General features: G+C 72.6%; 18 protein-coding genes. 7 read left to right on the top strand and 11 right to left on the bottom strand.

Annotated elements, in window-relative coordinates; translation table 11 throughout:
- Nucleotides 1-12 precede the first annotated feature (12 nt).
- Entirely contained in the window at nt 13-669 is a 657-nt protein-coding gene (locus tag IEZ00_RS11845) for an RES family NAD+ phosphorylase (RefSeq protein ID WP_189223221.1), read from the top strand.
- Here the strand turns inward: IEZ00_RS11845 and IEZ00_RS11840 are convergent.
- The 5 genes from IEZ00_RS11840 to IEZ00_RS11820 all read right to left on the bottom strand — a co-directional run bounded on the left by IEZ00_RS11840 (nt 651) and on the right by IEZ00_RS11820 (nt 5753).
- On the bottom strand, nt 651-1214 hold the full coding sequence (locus IEZ00_RS11840) for a GNAT family N-acetyltransferase (RefSeq protein WP_189223220.1): 564 nt from the start codon (nt 1212-1214) through the stop codon (nt 651-653). The genes IEZ00_RS11845 and IEZ00_RS11840 overlap by 19 nt on opposite strands.
- 33 nt (nt 1215-1247) lie before the next feature.
- On the bottom strand, nt 1248-1880 hold the full coding sequence (locus IEZ00_RS11835) for a nucleotidyl cyclase domain-containing protein (protein WP_189223219.1): 633 nt from the start codon (nt 1878-1880) through the stop codon (nt 1248-1250).
- A 2-nt stretch (nt 1881-1882) separates the two neighbouring features.
- Nucleotides 1883-2626, bottom strand: a complete 744-nt coding sequence (locus IEZ00_RS11830; protein WP_229795456.1) for a Crp/Fnr family transcriptional regulator — start codon at nt 2624-2626, stop codon at nt 1883-1885.
- Between the two features lie 117 nt (nt 2627-2743).
- Nucleotides 2744-4645: a S9 family peptidase gene (locus IEZ00_RS11825; RefSeq protein ID WP_189223218.1), complete on the bottom strand. Its 1902-nt coding sequence runs from the start codon at nt 4643-4645 to the stop codon at nt 2744-2746.
- Between the two features lie 76 nt (nt 4646-4721).
- Nucleotides 4722-5753 carry a TerC family protein gene (locus IEZ00_RS11820; protein WP_189223217.1) on the bottom strand — a complete coding sequence of 344 codons (1032 nt, stop codon included), beginning with the start codon at nt 5751-5753 and terminating at the stop codon, nt 4722-4724.
- A gap of 284 nt (nt 5754-6037) precedes the next feature.
- Between IEZ00_RS11820 and IEZ00_RS11815 the strand changes: the two genes are divergently transcribed.
- A complete protein-coding gene (locus tag IEZ00_RS11815) occupies nt 6038-8923 on the top strand; it encodes an alpha/beta fold hydrolase (protein WP_189223216.1) in 2886 nt (961 codons plus the stop codon).
- The gene (locus IEZ00_RS11810) at nt 8920-9855 is read left to right on the top strand and encodes an ABC transporter permease (RefSeq protein ID WP_189223215.1); all 936 of its coding nucleotides are present in this window, start codon (nt 8920-8922) and stop codon (nt 9853-9855) included. Before IEZ00_RS11815 ends, IEZ00_RS11810 begins: the two co-directional genes overlap by 4 nt.
- A 52-nt stretch (nt 9856-9907) precedes the next feature.
- Here the strand turns inward: IEZ00_RS11810 and uvrB are convergent, their stop codons facing one another.
- Nucleotides 9908-12094 (bottom strand): excinuclease ABC subunit UvrB, encoded by a 2187-nt coding sequence (gene uvrB / locus IEZ00_RS11805; RefSeq protein ID WP_229795454.1) that lies wholly within the window; start codon nt 12092-12094, stop codon nt 9908-9910.
- A 17-nt stretch (nt 12095-12111) separates the two neighbouring features.
- Nucleotides 12112-13242, bottom strand: coding sequence for a DUF5685 family protein (locus IEZ00_RS11800; protein WP_189223214.1), 1131 nt, complete (start codon nt 13240-13242; stop codon nt 12112-12114).
- An 81-nt stretch (nt 13243-13323) separates the two neighbouring features.
- On the opposite strand from IEZ00_RS11800, the gene IEZ00_RS11795 reads away from it, so the two are divergent.
- Together IEZ00_RS11795 and IEZ00_RS11790 are read left to right on the top strand one after the other, a co-directional pair.
- On the top strand, nt 13324-13875 hold the full coding sequence (locus IEZ00_RS11795; RefSeq protein ID WP_189223213.1) for a ribonuclease FAU-1 family protein: 552 nt from the start codon (nt 13324-13326) through the stop codon (nt 13873-13875).
- 286 nt (nt 13876-14161) lie between these two features.
- The gene (locus tag IEZ00_RS11790) at nt 14162-14668 is read left to right on the top strand and encodes a ribonuclease FAU-1 family protein (RefSeq protein WP_229795452.1); all 507 of its coding nucleotides are present in this window, start codon (nt 14162-14164) and stop codon (nt 14666-14668) included.
- On the opposite strand, the gene coaE is transcribed toward IEZ00_RS11790, so the two are convergent.
- The 3 genes from coaE to rpsA form a co-directional block, all read right to left on the bottom strand.
- Nucleotides 14644-15822, bottom strand: coding sequence for a dephospho-CoA kinase (gene coaE / locus IEZ00_RS11785; protein WP_189223211.1), 1179 nt, complete (start codon nt 15820-15822; stop codon nt 14644-14646). The two genes, IEZ00_RS11790 and coaE, sit on opposite strands and share 25 nt — an antisense overlap.
- Before the next feature lie 37 nt (nt 15823-15859).
- The gene (locus tag IEZ00_RS11780) at nt 15860-16474 is read right to left on the bottom strand and encodes a hypothetical protein (protein ID WP_229795450.1); all 615 of its coding nucleotides are present in this window, start codon (nt 16472-16474) and stop codon (nt 15860-15862) included.
- A gap of 82 nt (nt 16475-16556) precedes the next feature.
- On the bottom strand, nt 16557-18050 hold the full coding sequence (gene rpsA / locus IEZ00_RS11775; RefSeq protein WP_189223209.1) for a 30S ribosomal protein S1: 1494 nt from the start codon (nt 18048-18050) through the stop codon (nt 16557-16559).
- Nucleotides 18051-18242: 192 nt separating this feature from the next.
- Between rpsA and IEZ00_RS11770 the strand changes: the two genes are divergently transcribed.
- On the top strand, nt 18243-19076 hold the full coding sequence (locus IEZ00_RS11770; protein WP_189223208.1) for a class I SAM-dependent methyltransferase: 834 nt from the start codon (nt 18243-18245) through the stop codon (nt 19074-19076).
- A 21-nt stretch (nt 19077-19097) separates the two neighbouring features.
- Nucleotides 19098-20024: a GNAT family N-acetyltransferase gene (locus IEZ00_RS11765; RefSeq protein ID WP_189223207.1), complete on the top strand. Its 927-nt coding sequence runs from the start codon at nt 19098-19100 to the stop codon at nt 20022-20024.
- A gap of 201 nt (nt 20025-20225) precedes the next feature.
- On the opposite strand, the gene IEZ00_RS11760 is transcribed toward IEZ00_RS11765, so the two are convergent.
- Entirely contained in the window at nt 20226-20804 is a 579-nt protein-coding gene (locus IEZ00_RS11760; protein ID WP_189223206.1) for a Rossmann-fold NAD(P)-binding domain-containing protein, read from the bottom strand.
- Nucleotides 20805-21063 lie beyond the last annotated feature (259 nt).

The following is a 21063-nucleotide window of genomic DNA, read 5'->3' as shown; positions in this document are numbered from 1 at the left end:
CCCAGGACCCGAATGTCTCGGCTTCCCCAGCCGCCCGCTCCCGCCGTGCTGCAGGCCGCCCTGCGCCGCACCGAGGACGTGGTGGCGGTGCACCGCGCCACCCGACTGGTGCGCGTCTTCACGGCAAAAGGGCTGCACCCGCAGCGCTGGAACAGCTTCCGCTACACCGGTCCGCTGCCGCACGCCCGCTTCGACACCCAGGAGCCGGGCCCGCACGGCGAGCTGACCCACGCCCCCGACCAGGGGGTGCTCTACTTCGGCCTGTCCGTGCGGACCAGCATCGCCGAGGTGTTCCAGGCGACCTCGGTGGTCGACCGCCGCACCCGCAGCCCGTTCCTGGTGGTGCTGCGGCCCCGGCGCACGCTGCGGCTGCTGGACCTGGCGGGCCTGTGGCCCACGCGGGTCGGCGCCTCGCAGGAGATCAGCTCCGGCCCCAAGCACCTGACCCAGGCGTGGGCGCGCACGATCCGCGCGGCCTACCCCGAGCTGGACGGGCTGTGGTACCGGTCGTCGATGGACGCCGCCGAGCCCGCGGTGTGCCTGTGGGACCCGCCGGGCGGCACCGGCCTGCCCGCCTCGCCGGACGTGCTGCTGCCGCTGGAGCACCCCGGACTGGACCTGCCGCTGGCGCGCGTGTGCGAGGAGCTGAACTACACCCTGCTGGGGTGAGCGCGGCGACGGCGCGGCGCGGGCAGGAACCGGGCGTAGCGCACCTCGGGCAGCACCTGCTCGCCCAGCTCGTAGCGGTGCACCACCCCGTCGTGCCGCCACCCGTGCGCCTCGTAGAAGGCGCGGCTGCCCGCGTTGTCCTGGAAGACCCACAGCACCGCGTACCGGAAGCCCTGGTCCACCAGGTGCTTCAGGGCGGCCTCGTGCACCTGGTGGCCCGCGCCGGTGCCGCGGTAGCGGGGGTCGGCGTAGATCGCCACGAGCTCGCCGGTGTTCAGGTCCGGGTGGGCGTCCTCGGCCTCCCGGACGGCGTCGACGGCGCAGTACGCGCCGATCTTGCCGCTGCCCTCCACCGCGACGAACACCCGGCTGGGCGCGGGCAGCGCCAGCACCCGCAGCCAACCGGGCACCCGGCTCTCCGGGAGCATCCGGTCCAGCACCGCGTCGTCGACGAGCCCCCGGTAGGCGTGCTGCCAGGCGTCCACGTTGATCCTGGCTATCTCGTGCGCGTCCTCGGGCTCGCCCACCCGCACGGTCCACTGCATCCGGTGAGCGTGCCGCAGCACGGGCGGGCTCCGCTAGGTATTGCGCGAACCCTCGCGCGAACCACCGTGCGAAACACCGCGCGGCCCGCCCGTGCAGACGTACCCGGAGTAGCTCACGTTCTTGGTGGAGAACCGCGCCGGGCGGAACCGGTCCGGGTCCAGGTCCTGGAACCGGGTCCGCACCACGTCCTCGAACAGCCGCTCGGAGATGACCAGCACTAGGTCCTCCCCGCACTCGGCCAGAGCACGCCGCACCACGTGCGCGTCCAGCAGACGGCAGGTGACGATCGGGGCGTCGCCGACCAGGCCGAACCGCCCCGAGGTCAACGTGCCGCAGTGCATCGCCAGCCGCATCCGCAGCGGGGTGCCCGCGCGCCGCAGCTCGCCCAGCGCCTCGGCCAGGTGCTCGGTGAAGCGCGCCACCACCCAGGCGGTGTCGCTGTCGGCGGGCAGCACGGCCAGCTCGCCGTCGCCGCGCAGCTGCCGGTACCACCGCGAGCGGTCCAGGCCCGCGCGGCGCGCGGCCTCGTCGAGCACCTCGCTGAGCCGGGTCTGCACCCGTGCCTGGTCCAGCGCGTGCAGCTTGCTGTAGCCCTCCACGTCCACCGCCACCACGAGCCGGTAGACCAAGCCGTCCAACGGGACGTCCAGTGCCACATCGGTCATCGTCACGCCGACTCCCTGGGGTGTGCGGGGGTATCACCGGGTTTGCCGGAATCGCGGGCGATCCCGTCCAGCAGCACGCGGTCCAGCACGGTGATCGTCCGGTAGCCCATGCTGATCACCCCTCGGTCGCGCAGGACCCGCAGCTCCTTGCGCGCGGTGTCCTCCTCCGCGCCGACCAGCGCGCCCAGCTCCCGCTGAGTCAGCCCGAGGTCGAGCGTGACGCCGTCCTGGCCGCTGCGGCCGTAGTGGTTGCACAGCTCCACCAGCACGCGGGCCAGCCGGACCAGGGCCGGGTAGCCGTTGAAGTCGACCCTGCGCTTGTCCGCCCACCGCAGCGTCTGCATGATCATCCGGGACAGCGCCAGGTTGGCGTCCGGGTGCTCGCGCAGGTAGTCGCGGAACTGCGCGGCCGTGAAGACCCGACCGTGCCCGTCCGCGCACACCGTGATGGTGGCCGACCGCGGATCACCGCTGAGCGCGGCCATCTCCCCCACCACGTCGCCGCCGACCTTGATGTTGAGCAGCGCCACGCGGCCGTTGTCCAGGGAGATGGTGGCCTTGACCAGCGTCCGGCACAGCAGGACCACCTCGTCGGACTCGTCGAGCTCGTGCATCAGCACGTCACCGCGCCGGAACTTCTTCGGCCTGCCCAGCCGCAGCAGCGCCTCCTGGGCGGGCGGCGCCAGCATGTCCATGAACGTCCCGGTGGGCCACCTGCCCACCCGGACCGGGGGAATCACCGTCACCCTCCACCTCCTCGCCAGAGCAGTCAGTCTGCCGTGGCGGACCGGGAGGGGATTAGGGATTTCGCCGTGTTTGATCGACCCGGTTCCCACCGGGTCGATCGAACACGGCTCGGGGCATCAGCTCAGGTGGCGCGCCCACCAGGCCAGGACGGCGTCGAAGCGCTGGGCGCGGTGGCGGGGCTTGCCCGAGCGGGTCAGCTCGTGGCCCTCGCCGGGGAAGACCAGCATCTCCGCCTCCACGCCGTTGCGGCGCAGCGCCACGAACATGCGCTGGGCCTGCTCCAGCGGGCAGCGCCAGTCGTGCTCGGAGTGCACCACCATGAACGGCGTGGTGATCTTCTCCGCGTAGGTCAGCGGGCTCATGGCGCGCTGCGCTTCCAAGCCGGGGCCGCAGTAGGCGTCGGTGAAGAACCAGCCGATGTCCGACGAGCCCGCGAAGGAGTCCCAGGCGTTGACCGCGCGCTCGCTCCACGCGGCGCGGAAGCGCCCACCGTGGTGCGCGGCCAGCCAGGAGGTCATGAAGCCGCCGTAGGAGCCGCCCATCACGCCCACCCGGTCGGCGTCCAGGTCCGGCCTGCTCAGCGCCACGTCCAGCACCGAGAGCACGTCGTCCACGTCGACCGTGCCGAACGCGCCGATCACCGCTTGGCCGTGGGCCTGGCCGTAGCCCGCCGAGCCGCGCGGGTTGGGCAGCACCACGGCGTAGCCCGCGCCCGCGTAGACCTGCGCCTCGTCGAAGAAGCCCCAGCCGTGGTACATGAACGGGCCGCCGTGCACGGCCAGCAGCACCGGGTGCGGGCCCTCGCCCTCGGGCAGCACGAGCCAGCCGTGCACCGGGTAGCCGTCGGAGGCGCTGCCGGTCAGCTCGACCACCTGGTGCAGCGGCACCGCGGAGCCGAAGTCGGTGAGCCTGTCGCCGCCGACCAGGACCACGTCGCCGGTGGTGTCGGGGCCGGAGACCACCGCGACGACGCGGTCGCCGTCCGCGGCGAAGGACTTGACCTCGGCGCGCTCGCCCGCGAGCAGGTCCAGCCGGTCCAGGGGTGCGCCCTCGGCGTCCAGCGGCACCCGGCGCAGCTCCACCGCGCCCCGGTTGCGCACCGCGACCAGCACGCCCGCACCGGTGACGACCGGCTCGCCCGAGGCCCTCTCGCAGTCGACGGTCTCCTCGTCGGTCAGCCTGCGCAGCCGGTCGCCGTGGGCGTGCCAGAGGCCCAGGTTGCGCGCCACGCTGTGCACGCCGGTGAAGCGCGTGCCGAAGAAGAGCACGCCGCCGTCCGCCAGCGGCACGGGGGTGTCCGCCGAGCCCTCGGAGCGCACCAGCAGCTCGGGCTCGCCGCCCGCGGCTGGCAGCCGGTACAGGTCGCGGTGCAGGGTCTCCACCGCGCCCAGGTCCCGCTCGGCGGAGAAGACCAGCCACTCGCCGTCCGGGGTCCACGCGGGTTCGCCCAGCCAGAAGGTGCCGTCGGTCAGCTCGACCGGCCGCGCCCGCGGGTCGAGCGCGTCCACGACGTGCAGCCGGGGGTGCCGGTCGGTGGTGAAGCCGATGTCGTCGAGCCGGTAGTCCAGCCGCCTGATCAGCCGGGGGGCCTCGGCGTCGGGCGTCGGCTTCTCGCCGTCCGCCAGCTCGGTGCCGTAGCGGCCCGCCTCCGGGATGCGGGCCACGACGGCCAGCCGCCGGGAGTCGGGGGCCCAGACCGGGGTCGCGGCGCCGAGGGGGAAGTCGGTGACCTTGCGCGGCTCGCCGCCGTCGGCGGGCATCACGTGCACCTGCGAGGGCTTGCCCCGCTCGCCGCGCAGGAAGGCGACCCAGCGCCCGTCCGGGGAGATGCGCGGGGCCGAGTCGCGCTCGCCCCACGTCCACTGCCGCGCCCCGCCGCCGTCGAGCGGGACGCGCCACAACCCTCCCCGGTAGGTGTTGGCGGCCACGTCCGGGGTGGTCACGTTCACCAGGGCCAGTTCGCCGCGGAGGGCGACGGAACCGGGGAGGGTCAGCGACTGCAAGTCATCAGGGCGCACGATTCAGCACGGTACCGCAGATGTCCTTAGCAAAGCTCACGAGAATATTGACGCTCACACAGCGCCGCTGCGCGCGTCACTGCCCAGGCTGTTTCGCCTGCTCCTCGTGGTGCGCCTCGCCGACGTGCTTGACCGCCGCCGGGTCGCGCCGGACCTTGATGAGGCTGGCGACCGTGGTGATGGCCAGCACGCCCACGATCACGGAGAGCGACAACTCGATGCCGATGGTCGGCACGTGCAGCGGCTCCCCGCCGTTGAGGAACGGCAGCGAGTTGGTGTGCAGCGCCTCCAGGATCAGCTTCACGCCGATGAAGCCGAGGATCACCGACAGGCCGATGGACAGGTAGACCAGCTTGTTGAGCAGACCGCCCAGCAGGAAGTACAGCTGCCGCAGGCCCATCAGGGCGAAGGCGTTGGCGGTGAAGACCAGGAACGGCTCCTTGGTCAGGCCGAAGATCGCCGGGATGGAGTCCAGCGCGAACAGCAGGTCGGTGGTGCCGATGGCGACCATGACGATGAACATCGGCGTCACGAACCGCTTGCCGTCGATCTTCACGAACGACTTCGAGCCGTGGTACTGGTCGGCCACCGGGAAGACCTTGCGCACGAACCGCAGCGCGGCGTTCTCCTTGTACTCCTCCTCTTCCTCCTCGTGGTCGGTGCGCGCCAGCTTGTAGCCGGTGTAGATCAGGAACGCGCCGAACAGGTAGAAGACCCAGGAGAACTGCGCGATGACCGCGGCGCCGACGGCGATGAAGATGCCCCGCATGACCAGCGCCATCACGATGCCGACCAGCAGCACCTTGTGCTGGTGGATCGCGGGCACCTTGAAGGTGGTCATGATGATCAGGAAGATGAACAGGTTGTCGACGCTGAGCGAGTACTCGGTGATGTACCCGGCGAAGAACTCGCCCGCGGGGGTGCCCCCCGCGAAGAACCAGATGCCCAGGCCGAACAGGATCGCGACGCCGACGTAGAAGACGACCCAGCGGGCCGCCTCCCCGATGGTGACCTCATGGGGCTTGCGGTCGACGATGAACAAGTCGACGGCCAGCAGGACCAGCAGACCTGCGATGGTCGCAAGCCAGAGCCATGCGGGGACTGCCATGTAAGAACCTCCGGTGCACCGCGCGCACGCCAATGACCGGAGGTCTCCTCCGCCTGCGGTGCGAACCGCCGACCGGTGGTGCCGGGAACCTCACGCCAGGTTCCGTGCTGACGACACCGCCGTTTTAGGGAGTACTCCCCTCCATTTTGCATACAGTCTCATGCATGACCGCCCCTCGGCGCCACCGGGGGTGATCAGCCACACCCCGACGGCAGGCGACTCGCTGAGAGGCGGCGGGGGTGCTGACCGCCGGTTCTCAGCCGGACAAGCCTAGGGTCATCAGGGTGGCCTCCTTCTCCCGCTCCCGCGGTAGGTGGTCCCTCCCCGCGCTGATCGTGCTCGTCGCCCTGGTGGGTGGCGCCGTGATCTGGTTGCGGCAGGGGGACGACCCACCCCCGGTGAGCACTCGTGACGCGGTGATCGACGTGCCGGAGGGTCCGGGCAGCGACCGGACCGTCCAGATCGACACCACCCTGTACCTGCCCGAGCGCACCCCCGCGCCCGCCGTCCTGCTGCCGCACGGCTTCGGCGGCAGCAAGGCCAGCGTGTCCGCGCAGGCGACCGAACTGGCGCAGCGCGGGTTCGTGGTGCTGACCTACTCGGCGCGCGGCTTCGGCCGCAGCACCGGGCAGATCGCGCTGAACTCCGTCGACCACGAGGTGCGCGACGCGCAGAAGCTGCTCGACTGGCTGGCCACCCGCGAGGAGGTGCGCACCGACGCCCCCGGCGACCCGCGGGTGGGCGTGACCGGCGGCTCCTACGGCGGCGCGCTGGCGCTGTCGCTGGCGGGCGTGGACCAGCGGGTCGACACGATCGCCCCGGTGATCACCTACAACGACCTGTCCCAGGCGCTGCTGCCCAACGCGGCGACCACGGCCACCGTCGACGGCACCACCCCCTCCCCCGGCGCGTTCGCCTCGGACGGGGTGTTCAAGCGCTCGTGGGCGGGCATCTTCTTCTCCGCGGGCCTGTCCGGCGGGGACGCGGCCAGCCCCGGCCAGGAGGCGCCCGAGCCCGGCCAGGACGACGACGCCCAGGCGCTGGACAACGCCGCGGCGGCCGCGACCGCACCCCGGCAGCCGGGCGGCGACCAGGGCGGCGACCGCCCGGCGGGCCCGGTCAACGGCGCCTGCGGCCGGTTCCAGGCCGACGTGTGCGCCGCATACACCGAGGTCGCCACCACCGGCAAGGCCAGTGAGCGGACCCTGGCGCTGCTGCGCCGGTCCTCCCCGTCCGAGCTGACCAGCCGGATCACCCAGCCCACCCTGCTGGTGCAGGGCGAGCAGGACACCCTGTTCGGGCTGGACCAGGCCGACGCCAACGCCAGGCAGATCGCCGCCAACGGCGCCAAGGTCAAGGTGATCTGGTACGCGGGCGGCCACGACGGCGGCACGCCCGGTCCGGAGCTGCGCGGCCAGATCGCCGACTGGCTGGCCTTCCACCTCGACAACCGGGGCGCCGACCCCGGCACCGGCTTCGAGTACTCGGTGACCGGCGCGTTCCGCAGCAGCGGCGCCCCGTCGCTGCGCACCGTGGTCGCGCCCGGCTACCCCGGTCTGCCCGGCGGCTCCACCACCACCGAGCGCCGCGACGTGGCGCTGTCCGGGCGCGAGCAGGTGGTGGTCAACCCGGCGGGCGGCAACCCGGCGGCGGTGAGCAGCCTGCCGGGGCTGGGCGCGGCGCTGAGCCGGTCCAGCTCGCTGGCCAGCAGGCTCTCGCTGGACCTGCCCGGCCAGTCGGCCGTGTTCAGCAGCGAGGCGATGACCTCGCAGCTGCTGCTCAGCGGCTCGTCGACGGTGCGGCTGCGGGTGGCCGCGGTGCCCGGCCAGCCGGTGCCCGCCGACGGCGCGGTGCTGTTCGTCAAGCTCTACGACGCGGACTCCAACGGCGTGCGCACGCTGCCCGGATCGGCCGTGGCCCCGGTGCGCGTGGCGGACCTGCCCGCCGACGGCACCCCGGTCGAGGTGACCGTGACGCTGCCCGGCGCGGTGCGGCCGGTGGAGAGCGACCACCGGCTGGAGCTGGTGGTGTCGACCACCGACCAGGCCTACGCCAACGCCCAGGAGCCCGCCGCGTACCGGATCTCGCTGGCCTCGCCCGAGCTGCGGGTGCCCGTGGTCGGCGGGGTCAACAGCACCAGCGGCGTGCCCACCGGCGCGCTGTGGGGCATCGCCGTGGTGCTGGCGGTGTGCGCCGCCGCGGCCGTGATCGGCTGGTTCCGGCGCAGGCTCAACGCCGACGTCGACCCGGAGCTGACCGGCGTGCCCCTGGTGATCAAGGGGCTGACCAAGTCCTACCCCGGCGGGCTGACCGCGGTGAAGGACCTGTCCTTCACCGTCGGGCACGGGCAGGTGCTCGGCCTGCTCGGCCCCAACGGCGCGGGCAAGACCACCACGCTGCGGATGCTGATGGGCCTGATCCAGCCCACCGAGGGCGAGATCAGGGTGTTCGGCCACCGGGTCGGCCCCGGCGCTCCGGTGCTGTCCCGGATCGGCTCGTTCGTCGAGGGCTCGGGCTTCCTGCCGCACCTGTCCGGCATCGCCAACCTGCACCTGTACTGGGCCGCCACCGGCCGCCCCGTGGAGCAGGCGCACTTCGACGAGGCGCTGGAGATCGCGGGCCTGGGCGACGCGGTGCACCGCAAGGTGCGCACCTACAGCCAGGGCATGCGGCAGCGGCTGGCCATCGCCCAGGCGATGCTGGGCCTGCCGGACCTGCTGGTGCTCGACGAGCCGACCAACGGGCTCGACCCGCCCCAGATCCACCAGATGCGCGAGGTCCTGCGCCGCTACGCGGCCGCGGGGCGGACGGTGCTGGTGTCCAGCCACCTGCTCGCCGAGGTGGAGCAGACGTGCAGCCACGTGGTGGTCATGCACAAGGGCACCCTGGTCGCCGCGGGCGAGGTCGAGGAGATCGCGACCGGCGGCGGCGAGGCCAGCTTCCGGGTGGACCGCCCGGAGGAAGCGGCCTCGGTGCTGCGCGGGCTGTCCGGCGTGCACAACGTGCACGTGGACGGCGAGCAGGTGCACGCGAGCCTCAACGGCACGCCGCGCGCCGAAGCGCTGCAAGCGCTGGTGTCCGCGGGCGTGGCGGTGGACCAGGCCGGTCCGCGCAGGCGCCTGGAGGACGCGTTCCTGGAATTGGTGGGCGACGCAGGGGGTTCCCGATGAGCCAGGGCAACGGGCACGGCGTGCACACCGATCCCGCCGCGATCAGCGACCTGACCGACGCCGCCGCCGCGGAGCACCCGCAGGTCGCGCCGGACGGGTCCAAGGTCGGCTACCGGGCGGGCCGCACGCTGCCCATCCGGGTCGAACTGGTGCGGCAGCTGCGCCGCAGGCGCACCCAGCTGGTGCTGGGCTTCCTGGTGCTGCTGCCGTTCATCCTGGTGGTCTCGTTCGAGATCGGGCAGTCCCAGCCGAACCGGCGCACGGGCGGGTTCGTCGACCTGGCCACGGCCAGCGGGATCAACTTCGTGGTGCTGACGCTGTTCGTCAGCGGCAGCTTCCTGCTGCCGATGATCGTGGCGCTGTTCTTCGGCGACACCATCGCCAGCGAGGCGTCGTGGTCGAGCCTGAAGTACCTGCTCGCCGCGCCGATCCCGCGGCACCGGCTGCTGCGCCGCAAGACCGTGGCCTCGGGGCTGCTGTCGCTGTTCGCGCTGGTGCTGCTGCCCGCGGTGGCGCTGGCGGTGGGCGTGCTGTGGTACGGGGCGGGCGAGGTGGTCAGCCCGACCGGTGAGGCGGCCTCGTTCGCCTCCGGCGTCACCGGCGTGGCGCTGGCGGTCGGCTACATCTCGATCCACCTGTTCTGGCTGGCCGGGCTGGCGCTGTTCCTGTCGGTGTCCACCGACGCGCCGCTGGGCGCGGTCGGCGGCGCGGTGCTGGCGTCGATCCTGTCGCAGATCCTCGACCAGATCACCGCGCTGGGCGACCTGCGCGAGTACCTGCCCACGCACTACGCGCTGGCGTGGGTGGACCTGCTGTCCACCGAGATCGACTGGTCGCAGATGGCGACCGGGGCGTTCTCGGCGCTGGCCTACGGCGCGTTCTTCACGCTGCTGGCCGCGCGCAAGTTCGCCCGCAAGGACATCACGTCCTGATCGGGCGCCCGGCGGTGAGGGGGCCGAGCCGCGCGGCTCGGCCCCCTCGTCGTCACTTCACGCCCGCGGCGTCCATGCCGCGCAGCTCCTTCTTCAGGTCCTGGATCTCGTCGCGCAGCCGCGCCGCCAGCTCGAACTGCAGCTCGCGGGCCGCGTTCATCATCTGGTCGGTCAGCTGCTGCACCAAGTCGGCCAGCTCGGACCGGGCCATGCCGCTGACGTCCTTGTCCACCAGCACGCCCGAGCTGCGGCCCGACGCGCCGGGGTCGCCGGTGGGCTTCTTGCCCCGCGAGGCGTTGCGGCCCGAGCCGCCCGGCTCGATGGCGTCCTCGGCCTCGGCGTAGACCTGCTCCAGGATGTCGGTGATCTTCTTGCGCAGCGGCTGCGGGTCGATGCCGCGTTCCTCGTTGTAGGCGATCTGCTTGGCCCGCCTGCGGTTGGTCTCGTCGATCGCGTGCCGCATCGAGTCGGTGATCCGGTCCGCGTACATGTGGACCTCGCCGGAGACGTTGCGCGCCGCGCGGCCGATGGTCTGGATGAGGCTGGTGCCCGAGCGCAGGAAGCCCTCCTTGTCCGCGTCCAGGATCGCCACCAGCGACACCTCGGGCAGGTCCAGGCCCTCGCGCAGCAGGTTGATGCCGATCAGCACGTCGTACTCGCCCAGCCGCAGCTGGCGCAGCAGCTCCACCCGGCGCAGCGTGTCGACCTCGGAGTGCAGGTAGCGCACCCGGATGCCCAGCTCCAGCAGGTAGTCGGTGAGGTCCTCGGCCATCTTCTTGGTCAGCGTGGTGACCAGCACCCGCTCGTCCCGCTCGGCCCGCGCGCGGATCTCGTGCACCAGGTCGTCGATCTGGCCCTCGGTGGGCTTGACCACCACCTCCGGGTCGACCAGTCCGGTGGGGCGGATGACCTGCTCGACGAACTCGCCGCCCGCCTGGCCCATCTCGTACGGGCCGGGGGTGGCCGACAGGTACACCGTCTGGCCGATCCGGTCGGCGAACTCCTCCCAGGTCAGCGGCCGGTTGTCCAGCGCGCTGGGCAGCCGGAAGCCGTGCTCGACCAGGTTGCGCTTGCGCGAGGCGTCGCCCTCGTACATGCCGCCGATCTGCGGCACCGTCACGTGCGACTCGTCGATGACCAGCAGGAAGTCGTCCGGGAAGTAGTCGATCAGGGTCGCGGGCGCGGAGCCTGCGGGGCGGTCGTCGATGTGCCGCGAGTAGTTCTCGATGCCTGAGCAGAACCCGACCTGGCGCATCATCTCGATGTCGTAGGTGGTGCGCATCCGCAGCCGCTGGGCCTCCAGCAGCTTGCCCTGCCGCTCCAGCTTGGCCAGCTGGTCGGCCAGCTCGGCCTCGATGTTGCTGATCGCCTTCTCCATCCGCTCCGGCCCCGCCACGTAGTGGGTGGCCGGGAAGATGCGCAGCTCCTCGACCTCCTTGACCACGTCGCCGGTCAGCGGGTGCAGGTAGTACAGCCGGTCGATCTCGTCGCCGAAGAACTCGACGCGCACGGCCAGCTCCTCGTAGGCGGGGATGATCTCCACCGTGTCGCCCCGCACCCGGAAGGTGCCGCGGTTGAACGCGATGTCGTTGCGGGCGTACTGCACGTCCACCAGCGCGCGCAGCAGCAGGTCGCGCTCGACCTCCGCGCCGACCTCCAGCTTGATCGACCGGTCGAGGTAGGACTGCGGCGTGCCCAGGCCGTAGATGCACGACACCGAGGCGACCACGATCACGTCGCGCCTGGTCAGCAGGCTCATGGTGGCCGAGTGGCGCAGGCGCTCGACGTCCTCGTTGATCGAGGAGTCCTTCTCGATGTAGGTGTCGGTCTGCGGGATGTAGGCCTCGGGCTGGTAGTAGTCGTAGTAGCTGACGAAGTACTCGACCGCGTTGTGCGGGAAGAACTCCTTGAGCTCGTTGGCCAGCTGGGCGGCCAGCGTCTTGTTCGGCGCCATCACCAGCGTGGGCCGCTGCAGCTTCTCCACCAGCCACGCCGTGGTGGCGGACTTGCCGGTGCCGGTGGCGCCGAGCAGCACCACGTCCTTCTCCCCCGCGCGGATGCGGCGTTCCAGCTCGGCGATCGCGGCGGGCTGGTCGCCCGCGGGCTGGTAGTCGCTGACCACGCGGAACTGCCCGTCGGTGCGGGGGATGTCACCGACGGGACGGTGCGACGAGTGCGCCTTGACCGGGATCTCGGTAGGGAAAGCCACGGCGACAAAGGTACGCCCGCCGTCCGACATTTTCCGGTCCCCGCAGGTCAGCAGTCACACCCGCAGCAGTCGCAGTCGCACGTCGGGCAGTCGCAGTTGCCGCACCAGGCGTCGCGGCGCTTGCCGCTCCACGGGCCGGGGTGCGGGTCGCGGCAGCAGTACTGGCAGGTTCCGCACTGGTAGAGCACGGCCAGGCAGCCCGGCAGCAGCCACCGGCTCCTGGGCGGGTCGACCAGCTCGGGCCAGAACCACAGCCCGCTGCCCGGTCCCGGCTCCCCGGACTTCCCGCGCCGCTGGCCCTTGGGCGCGTGCGCCCTGGCCGCGTGGCTGTGGGGCTCCCCGAACGCGCGCCGGATCGACTCCTTCACCTCGTGCACCAGCAGCACGTGCACCAGCCGGTCGTCGGTGAACTCCACCTCGCGCAGCGCCAGCTCGATGCCCAGCGCCGCGTCGTCGCACAGCCGCCGCGCCTCGGCCAGGGACGTTCCGGTGGCCACCAGCGGGTTCCACGCGCCCGACGCGCGGTCGGCGGCCAGGTCCTCCACCGCGTCCAGCAGGTGCGCCAGCCGCCCGAACAGCCTGCCCACCTCGCGCAGCGGCTCGGCATTGCCGGGGCGGCCCGCCAACAGGGCGGTCCGGGCCGCCGCCGTCGCGGCGGCGGTCTCGGTCGGCTCGGTGACGGCCAGCACGGAGCCACCCGGCCCCGCCGCCGCCTCCACGGCGGACTGCCCGCGCACCGCGTCCACCAGCACCGCCGTGTCGAACCCCAGGTCGGCCCCGGTGGCGGCGGCCTGCTCGGCCCACCGCCGGGCGACCCGGCGGCCCACCCCGCGCACCGGGGCGTGGGCGAAAGCCCCGTCGCGGTCCCCGACGTGGTCGTCGACCTTCGCCGAGGCCAGCACCAGCGACACGGCCGCGGCCAGCCGGGCGCCGCCGCCCACCGCGACCTCGGCGGACCGCATCCCGCGCAGCGCGCACGGCCCGGCGGCCCGCCTCGACCGGGCGGACTGCGCCTCCACCAGCGCGGAGATCACCAGGCCGTCGTAGTTGGTGACCACGCGCGCCAGGTGGCCGTGGTCGTCGCGCAGGGCCAGGCACAGCCCGCACAGGTGCGCCAGCCAGGCTTCGCGCAGGCTCGGGCCCAGCCTGTTCCGGCAGGGGCGGATGATGCCGAACATGGCCGGGACCCTAGGCGATCGTCACCTGTTCGGGTGACACATCAGGGTGATCCGACCGCATTTCTGCTTAGAGTTCGTGGTGTGACGCTGAGCGCGGCAGGGATCACGACCGGAACGCACGTCCACCCGCCCAAGGTGGAGTACTTCGACCTGGACGCCAAGAGCAACACCGACCCCAAGGGCTACCTGCGCGGGGTCGAGGAGTACCGGTTGACGCGGCACGGGCTCTACATGTCCCGGCCGGTCACCGGCCACCCCCACCTCGCGCACTTCGAGTCGTGGCTGCTGCCCCGGCACGGGCTGCGCGTCACCCGCCAGTCCTGGCACCCCGGTCACGAGCGCGACTACGACCTGTACCTCGACGTCGTCGAGATCACCTCCAGCGGGTCGGTGTGGAAGACCGTCGACCTGTACCTGGACCTGGTGGTGCGCACCGGGCGCGCGGTGACCGTGCTGGACACCGACGAGCTGCTGGCCGCGCTGGGGCAGGGTCTGATCGAGCCGTGCCGGGCGCAGTGGGCGCTGGAGACGACCTACCGCGCGGTGGCGGGCATCTCCGCCCACGGCCACGACGCGGTGCGGTGGCTGGCCGCCCAGGGCACCGTCACCACCTGGCGCCCCCGCCGCCCCTGACCGCACCGGCAAGTACTACCCGCCCCGCCCCCATGGGCCGGTAACTACTACCCGTTATCGCTGCGGCCGAGCCGGGTAGTAGTCAGCGGCCCGTCTAGGCCACACGGGTAGTACTTGCCGACGCGGATTCGTCGAGGTGACGCGGTGCGACGATGGGGTGAGCAATCGCCTGGTCCGCCGTCATCAGAACGAGACACTCTCCATCACATTCCGTGATGTAACGAATCAATCCGGATAGTTACCCGACGCTCACTTGCGGCTACCCTCTGAGCGCGTGGGAGCGGTTATGACACCTCAGCTGGTCGACGTGGTCGACACCGTCAGCGCAGTTCGCAACTACTCGTCGGGCACGTCCCGTCGCCTGTCCCGGTGCCAGGTCGAACGGTGGGGCCTGCGCCTGGAGTGCCCGACGCCGGAGGACCCGTTCGCCGACTCGGAGGTCACCTGGTTGATGCCCGAGCTGGGGTTGCGGCTGACCCACCACCGCCCGCGCTCGCGCCACGCGCGCAGCGGTCCGAGCGTGCTCAGCGCCGTCCGGGTCACCCGCGACGGCCGCTCGTGGCACACCACCGACCTGCTGCTGGGCCTGGCCGTGCCCGGCGGCACCACCGCGCGGATCGTGCGCTGCGAGGAGTTCGCGGCGGCCGTGGCCGGCCGGGTGCTCGGCCCCGGTGACGCCGACCTGGCGCTGCGCACCGTGCACCGCACGCTGGAGGAAGTCAGCCTGCACCGGCACGACCTGGGCGCGTGGCTGACCCACCGCGGGATCTACGACACCTGGCCGTCCTGGTAGAACGCCTCCACACGGGCCACGGCGGCGCTCATCCACGGCTCCTTCGCGTCGCCGTAGGCGAAGGCGCTCTCGTGGTCGGCGAACCGCTCCGCCAGCTCCTGCTTCAGCTCCTGGTACTCCTGCCGGGCCGCCGCGTCCGCGCGCAGCCAGTCGCGGAACCGCAGCGCCCACTCCCACGCCGGGCCGCCCTCCACCCGCACGTGCAGGTTGACCCGACGAGCGGGGTCCGCGCCCACGTGCACCCGCTTGCGCCACCGCCGGGGGTCCCCGTCGTCCTTGGGGGTGTCGGTGTCGATGCCGTCGAGGCGCGGGAAGCCCGCCTCGGCCAGCGCGTCGGCCAGCGCGTCGGCGGTCTCCAGCGAGTCCACGCCCAGCTGGAAGTCCAGCACGTCCTTGGCCGCCAGGCCGGGCACCGCCGTGGAGCCGATGTGCTCCACCCGCCGCTGTCCCGCCGCCAGCCGGATGCGCGCGGCGATCCGCTCGGCCTGCGCGGGCCACGTCGCGTCGTAGGGCACCACCCTGGGCGGGGTGGGGGTGTAGCGGCGCAGCCGCACGTTGGCCTCGTAGGGCACCAGCCGGTCCACCCACAGCGCGTCGACCCGCGCCAGCACCTGGTCGGGGGTGCCGGTGTTGTCCAGCCACACGTCGGCCGCCGCGCGGCGGCGCGCGTCGTCGGCCTGGGCGGCGATCCGGTTGCGCGCGTCCCGCTCGTCCATGCCCCGGCCGCCCACCAGGCGGGCGACCCGCTGCTCCACGTCGGCGTGCACGATCAGCACCAGGTGGTAGGCGGGCATCAGGCCGTTCTCCACCAGCAGCGGCACGTCGTGCACGACGATCGCGTCCGGCGGGGCGGCGGCGATCAGCTCGGCCGCACGGGCTCCCACCTTCGGGTGAATGATGCCGTTGAGCGTGCGGCGGGCCTCGTCGTCGCTGAACACCTTCGCGGCCAGCGCCGCCCGGTCCAGCGCGCCGCCCGCGCCCAGCACACCGTCGCCGAAGGCCGCGACGACCTCGGCCAACCCCTCGGTGCCCGGCTCGACCACCTCGCGGGCCAGCAGGTCGGCGTCCACCAGCACCGCCCCGTGCTCCACGAGCCTGGCCGCGACGGTCGACTTGCCCGACCCGATTCCCCCGGAGAGCCCCACGCGCAGCATGGCCCGATCATGCCGGCCCGCAGGCGCGGGGCACGGCTCAGACGTCCTCCGTCGGCGTCATGGACTGCGCCGCCAGCGCGGCCAGCACCGGGCCGACCTGGTCGTCCGGCACGACACCGGCCTTGACGCGCACCACGAACGTGGTCTTGCCCAGCGAGCCCAGCAGCAGGCGCTCGTCGCGGGTCACCACCAGCGAGCCCTTCTGCTTGCCCACCTCGACCTCGCTGACCGCCCCGCCCTCCTGGCGCTCGGCGGAGACGCTGTCGGTGACCCGGCCGCGGGCGGTGGCCTCGTCGTTGTAGGCGGACAGGCCGATGACCACCGGCGCGGCGGCCAGCTGCTGGCCCTGCGCCAAGCCGTAGTAGCAGTCGATCTTGCCGGTGCGGCCCAGCGCGGGCTCCGGGATGCCGATGATCAGCCGGGGCTCGCCCGGCAGCTCCCGGCCCAGCCGCTGGTTCATCACCTCGACCGGCACGACCAGCTCGCAGTCGTCGGGCAGCGGGCGGTCCACCATCACCGGCACGCGGGAGGCCGAGGTCGGGGGCACGATCTTGGGGATCGGCGGAGCAGGCGGAGGCGGGGCCTGCTCCGCCGAGCACGCCACCGTGCACCCGAGCACAAGTCCCACCAGCACCACCGTCCGCGAGCCCATAAGGCCAACAAGGTAGTGCATGACAACGGCCCCGCACCGCAGTCGCGGTACGGGGCCGTGCCGTTAGCACACTATCAGGCGATCACATGCCGCCCGACAGCTTCTCGCGGAGCGCGGCGAGCTGCTCGTCGCTGGCCAGCGTGCCACCCGCCTGGGCGGGAGCGCCGGAGCTGGACGCGGCGGCCGGGGCGTCGCCACCGGAGGAGTAGTTGGTCTCCCCAGCGGCCTCCTCCTCGGCGGCGGCGGCCTTGGCGACCTGCTTCATGTGGGCCTCGTAGCGCGTGTGGGCCTCGGCGTACTGCCGCTCCCACTCCTCGCGCTGCTTGTCGAAGCCCTCCTGCCACTCCTGGGTCTCCGGGTCGAAGCCCTCGGGGTAGATGTAGTTGCCCTGCTCGTCGTACTCGGCGGCCATGCCGTACTGGGTCGGGTCGAACTCCGAGTCGACCGTGAAGCCCTCGTTGGCCTGCTTGAGCGACAGCGAGATGCGGCGGCGGTCCAGGTCGATGTCGATGACCTTGACCATGACGTCGTCGCCGACCTGCACGACCTGCTCCGGGATCTCCACGTGGCGCTCGGCCAGCTCGGAGATGTGGACCAGGCCCTCGATGCCCTCGTCCACCCGGACGAACGCGCCGAACGGAACCAGCTTGGTGACCTTGCCCGGCACGATCTGGCCGATCGCGTGGGTGCGGGCGAACTGGCGCCACGGGTCTTCCTGCGTCGCCTTGAGCGACAGCGACACGCGCTCGCGCTCCATGTCGACGTCGAGGACCTCGACGGTGACCTCCTGGCCGACCTCGACGACCTCGGACGGGTGGTCGATGTGCTTCCAGGACAGCTCGGAGACGTGCACCAGGCCGTCCACGCCGCCAAGGTCGACGAACGCGCCGAAGTTGACGATCGAGGACACGACGCCCTTGCGGACCTGGCCCTTCTGCAGCTGGTTGAGGAACTCGCTGCGGACCTCGGACTGGGTCTGCTCCAGCCAGGCGCGGCGGGACAGCACCACGTTGTTGCGGTTCTTGTCCAGCTCGATGATCTTGGCCTCGAGCTCGCGGCCCACGTAGGGCTGCAGGTCGCGCACGCGCCGCATCTCCACCAGCGAGGCGGGCAGGAAGCCGCGCAGGCCGATGTCCAGGATCAGGCCGCCCTTGACCACCTCGATGACGGTGCCGCGGACCGGCTCGTCCTTCTCCTTGAGGGCCTCGATGGTGCCCCAGGCGCGCTCGTACTGCGCGCGCTTCTTGGACAGGATCAGCCGGCCTTCCTTGTCCTCCTTCTGGAGGACAAGCGCCTCAACCTCGTCGCCGACCTTGACGACCTCGTTGGGGTCCACGTCGTGCTTGATCGACAGCTCGCGCGAGGGGATGACGCCCTCGGTCTTGTAGCCGATGTCGAGCAGGACCTCGTCCCGGTCGACCTTGACGATGGTGCCCTCGACGATATCGCCATCGTTGAAGTACTTGATGGTCTTGTCGATGGCGGCGAGGAAGTCCTCCTCCGTCCCGATATCGTTGATAGCGATCTGCTGCTTCGGCGCGGTGGCAGCCGGGACAGTGGTGGTGTCGGTGGACATTAGGTAGGTGGCTCCGGTACGGATTGGGGTTGTCTGACCTGCAGGTTTAGCGCTGCGCGACGGGCACGCCCCAACCGCGAAGACCGACTCACCAGGTGATCACCGATCATGAGCAGCGCGAACCCACTACGCGGCCGGTATCGTACGCGGCTTTGAGCACACCGGGCAAACCGGTCCCCCTGAAGGAGCAGTGTGTCCGACCAGCACGCGAGCGCCGAAGCGGCCCTCGGCACCACCGGCATCGCCCAGCGCGCCGCCGACGCGGCGGAGTCCCGCGCGGCCAACCGGCTGTGGTGGGACGCCGACGCGGACGACTACCACGCCGAGCACGGCGGCTTCCTCGGCGACGTGGACTTCCTGTGGTGCCCGGAGGGGCTGCGCGAGCAGGACGCCGGGCTGCTCGGCCCGGTCGCCGGGCAGCGGGTGCTGGAGGTCGGGTGCGGCTCGGCGCCGTGCGCGCGCTGGCTGGCCGCGCGGGGCGCGCGGCCGGTGGCGCTGGACATCTCGGCGGGGATGCTGCGGCACGCCGTGGCCGCCGCCGAGCGGACCGGCATCACCGTGCCGCTGGTGCAGGCCAGCGCCGACCAGCTGCCCTTCGCCGACGCCAGCTTCGACGCGGCCTGCTCGGCCTTCGGCGCGGTGCCGTTCGTCGCCGACGTGGGCGCGGTGTTCGCCGAGGTGGCGCGGGTGCTGCGGCCGGGCGCGCGGTGGGTCTTCGCGGTGAATCACCCGATGCGGTGGATTTTTCCGGACGACCCCGGTCCGGGCGGGCTCACCGTGACCCACTCCTACTTCGACCGCACGCCCTACGTGGAGGTCGACGCGCAGGGCCGGGCCACCTACGTCGAGCACCACCGCACGATGGGCGACTACGTCCGCGCGCTGGTCGGGGCGGGCCTGGAGCTGGTGGACCTGGTCGAACCGGAGTGGCCCGCCGGGCACACCCGCACGTGGGGGCAGTGGAGCCCGCTGCGCGGCAGGCTGTTCCCCGGCACCGCGATCCTGTCCACGCGCAAGCCGCGGTAGCGCGAGCCGTAGCCTGCGGGCATGACCGTCAGTCGGGGGCTGGTGGAGGCTCAGAGCGCGCGTTTCGCGGGCATCGATCGGCTGCTGCCCGCCGTGGGGCCGCCGCCGGAGGGGGACGTGATCACCGCCGCCCTGCCGGACGGCACGCGGGTGGCCGGGGTGGTGCAGCGCAAGCTGCACGAGCGCACCTCGCCCGCCCGGCTGTGGTCGGCCACCGAGGTGTGGGAGCTGACCCCGCTGCTGGGCGGCACCGGGGCGGTGGGCATGGACGCGCTGCTGCGCGCGTGGCGGCACCGGCTGGACCGGGTCGGCCCGGCGGAGCGGGACTCGGCGTGCGTGCTGACCTGGCCCAGCCGCGACGCCGAGGCGGCGCGGGCGCTGCTGGACCACGGGCTGGTGCCGCTGACGGTGATCGCGGTGCGCCTGGCCGCGCCACCGCCGCCGGTGGCGGGGCCGCTGGTGATCCGCCGGGCCGGGCTGGCGGACCTGGAGGCGGTGCTGCACCTGGCGCTGACCGAGCTGCGCTACTCGGCGCTGGTCGGCTCGACGGTGGACCGGCCGGAGGCGGCGGCGCTCAAGCGGCGCTCGCTGGCCGAGCGGCTGGCGGCGGGCGGGCCCGCGTGGCTGGCCGAGCGGGACGGGATCGCGGTCGGGCTGGCCGAGTGCGCGGTGGTGACCGCGGAGCCGGGCGGGTGGGCGGCGACCAAGCTGCCGCAGGGCCGGTGGGCCTACGTCAACTGCGTGTCGGTGCTGCCGGGCGCGCGGGGCATCGGGGTGGGCAGGCAGCTGATGGCGCACGTGCACCGGGAGTTGCACCGGATGGGGACGGTGGGCAGCTACCTCTACTACAACCCGCCGAACCCGCTGTCGTCGGTGTTCTGGCCCCGGCAGGGGTACCGGCCGCTGTGGACGGTGTGGGAGGTCCGCCCGGCGGGTGCGCTGCGGTAGCGCCTGCAAGTACTACCCGGCGCGCTCACGAGGGCCGGTAACTACTACCCGCCGCCGCGAACGCGCGGTTCGGGGTGTGGCCGGGGCGCACAGATGGCGAGGTTGTGATGGATAACGTTGGGCGCTCTCGCGCCTGCGGGTAGTGGTTGACGGGTAGTAGTTAACGGCCCGCGCGGACGGCCCGGGTAGTACTTGCAGGCGCTAGCGGCGCACTACCCAGGTGTCGACCTCGCCGAGCTGGTGCACCGAGGGCGGCTTGCCCTCCAAGGCGCGGTGCACGGCCTCCATCACGCCCTTGGACGCCTCCTCGTGGGTCAGCCAGCGGGTCTGCCCGGCGTGGCGCACGAAGCCCAGCACGACCTGCTGCGTGGGGTGCGCGGCCAGCAGCGGGTCGGGCACCCCTCGGGTCGGGCTGATCGCGCCGATGTCGTGCACCTCCACCACCGGCGCACCGGGGGCCAGCAGCGGCTCGACGGCCTTGAGCACCGGTTCGCGGTAGCTGGCGTGCACCCACGCCACCAGCAGGTCGGCCGGGCGGTCCAGCTCGGCGCGCACCCGCTCGGCCAGCTCCTGGGCGCGCGCCCAGTCCGCGGCCACCCAGCAGGAGTCGCCGATGGGCGTGTGCCCGCGCCTGCGCAGCGCCGCCCTGGCCGCCTGGCCCAGCTCCGGTCTGGCCCGCCTGCACGGCAGCACCACCCGCCACCCCCGCGCCACCAGCTCATCGGCGCAGCCCTGCAACATGCCGGTGCCGCCCAGCACCAGCGCGGTCCGCTCGCTCATCGCACCGAACTCCTCGCCCGTCGGCGGCGCGCCACAGCGGTGGGGCGCGCCACTGGCCCCCACGCTGCCCGCCCGGTCGCGCTACCGCCAGTCGAATCACCTGGTCCCCCGGAAGGACGCCGGTCACCCGATCAGCGGTACGGCGCGCGGGCCCGCTCGCGCCGGGTCCACCGCTGGTCGAGCAGCCCGGCCGCGCGCCGTCGCGGTGGGTGGCGCGCCTGCCCAAGCGCGCGCAGCCAGTCGTCGACGATGCGCAGGG

The sequence above is a fragment of the Saccharothrix coeruleofusca genome, from assembly GCF_014648515.1.
Lineage (GTDB): Bacteria > Actinomycetota > Actinomycetes > Mycobacteriales > Pseudonocardiaceae > Actinosynnema > Actinosynnema coeruleofuscum.
This window is presented reverse-complemented; position numbering and strand designations above follow the sequence as displayed.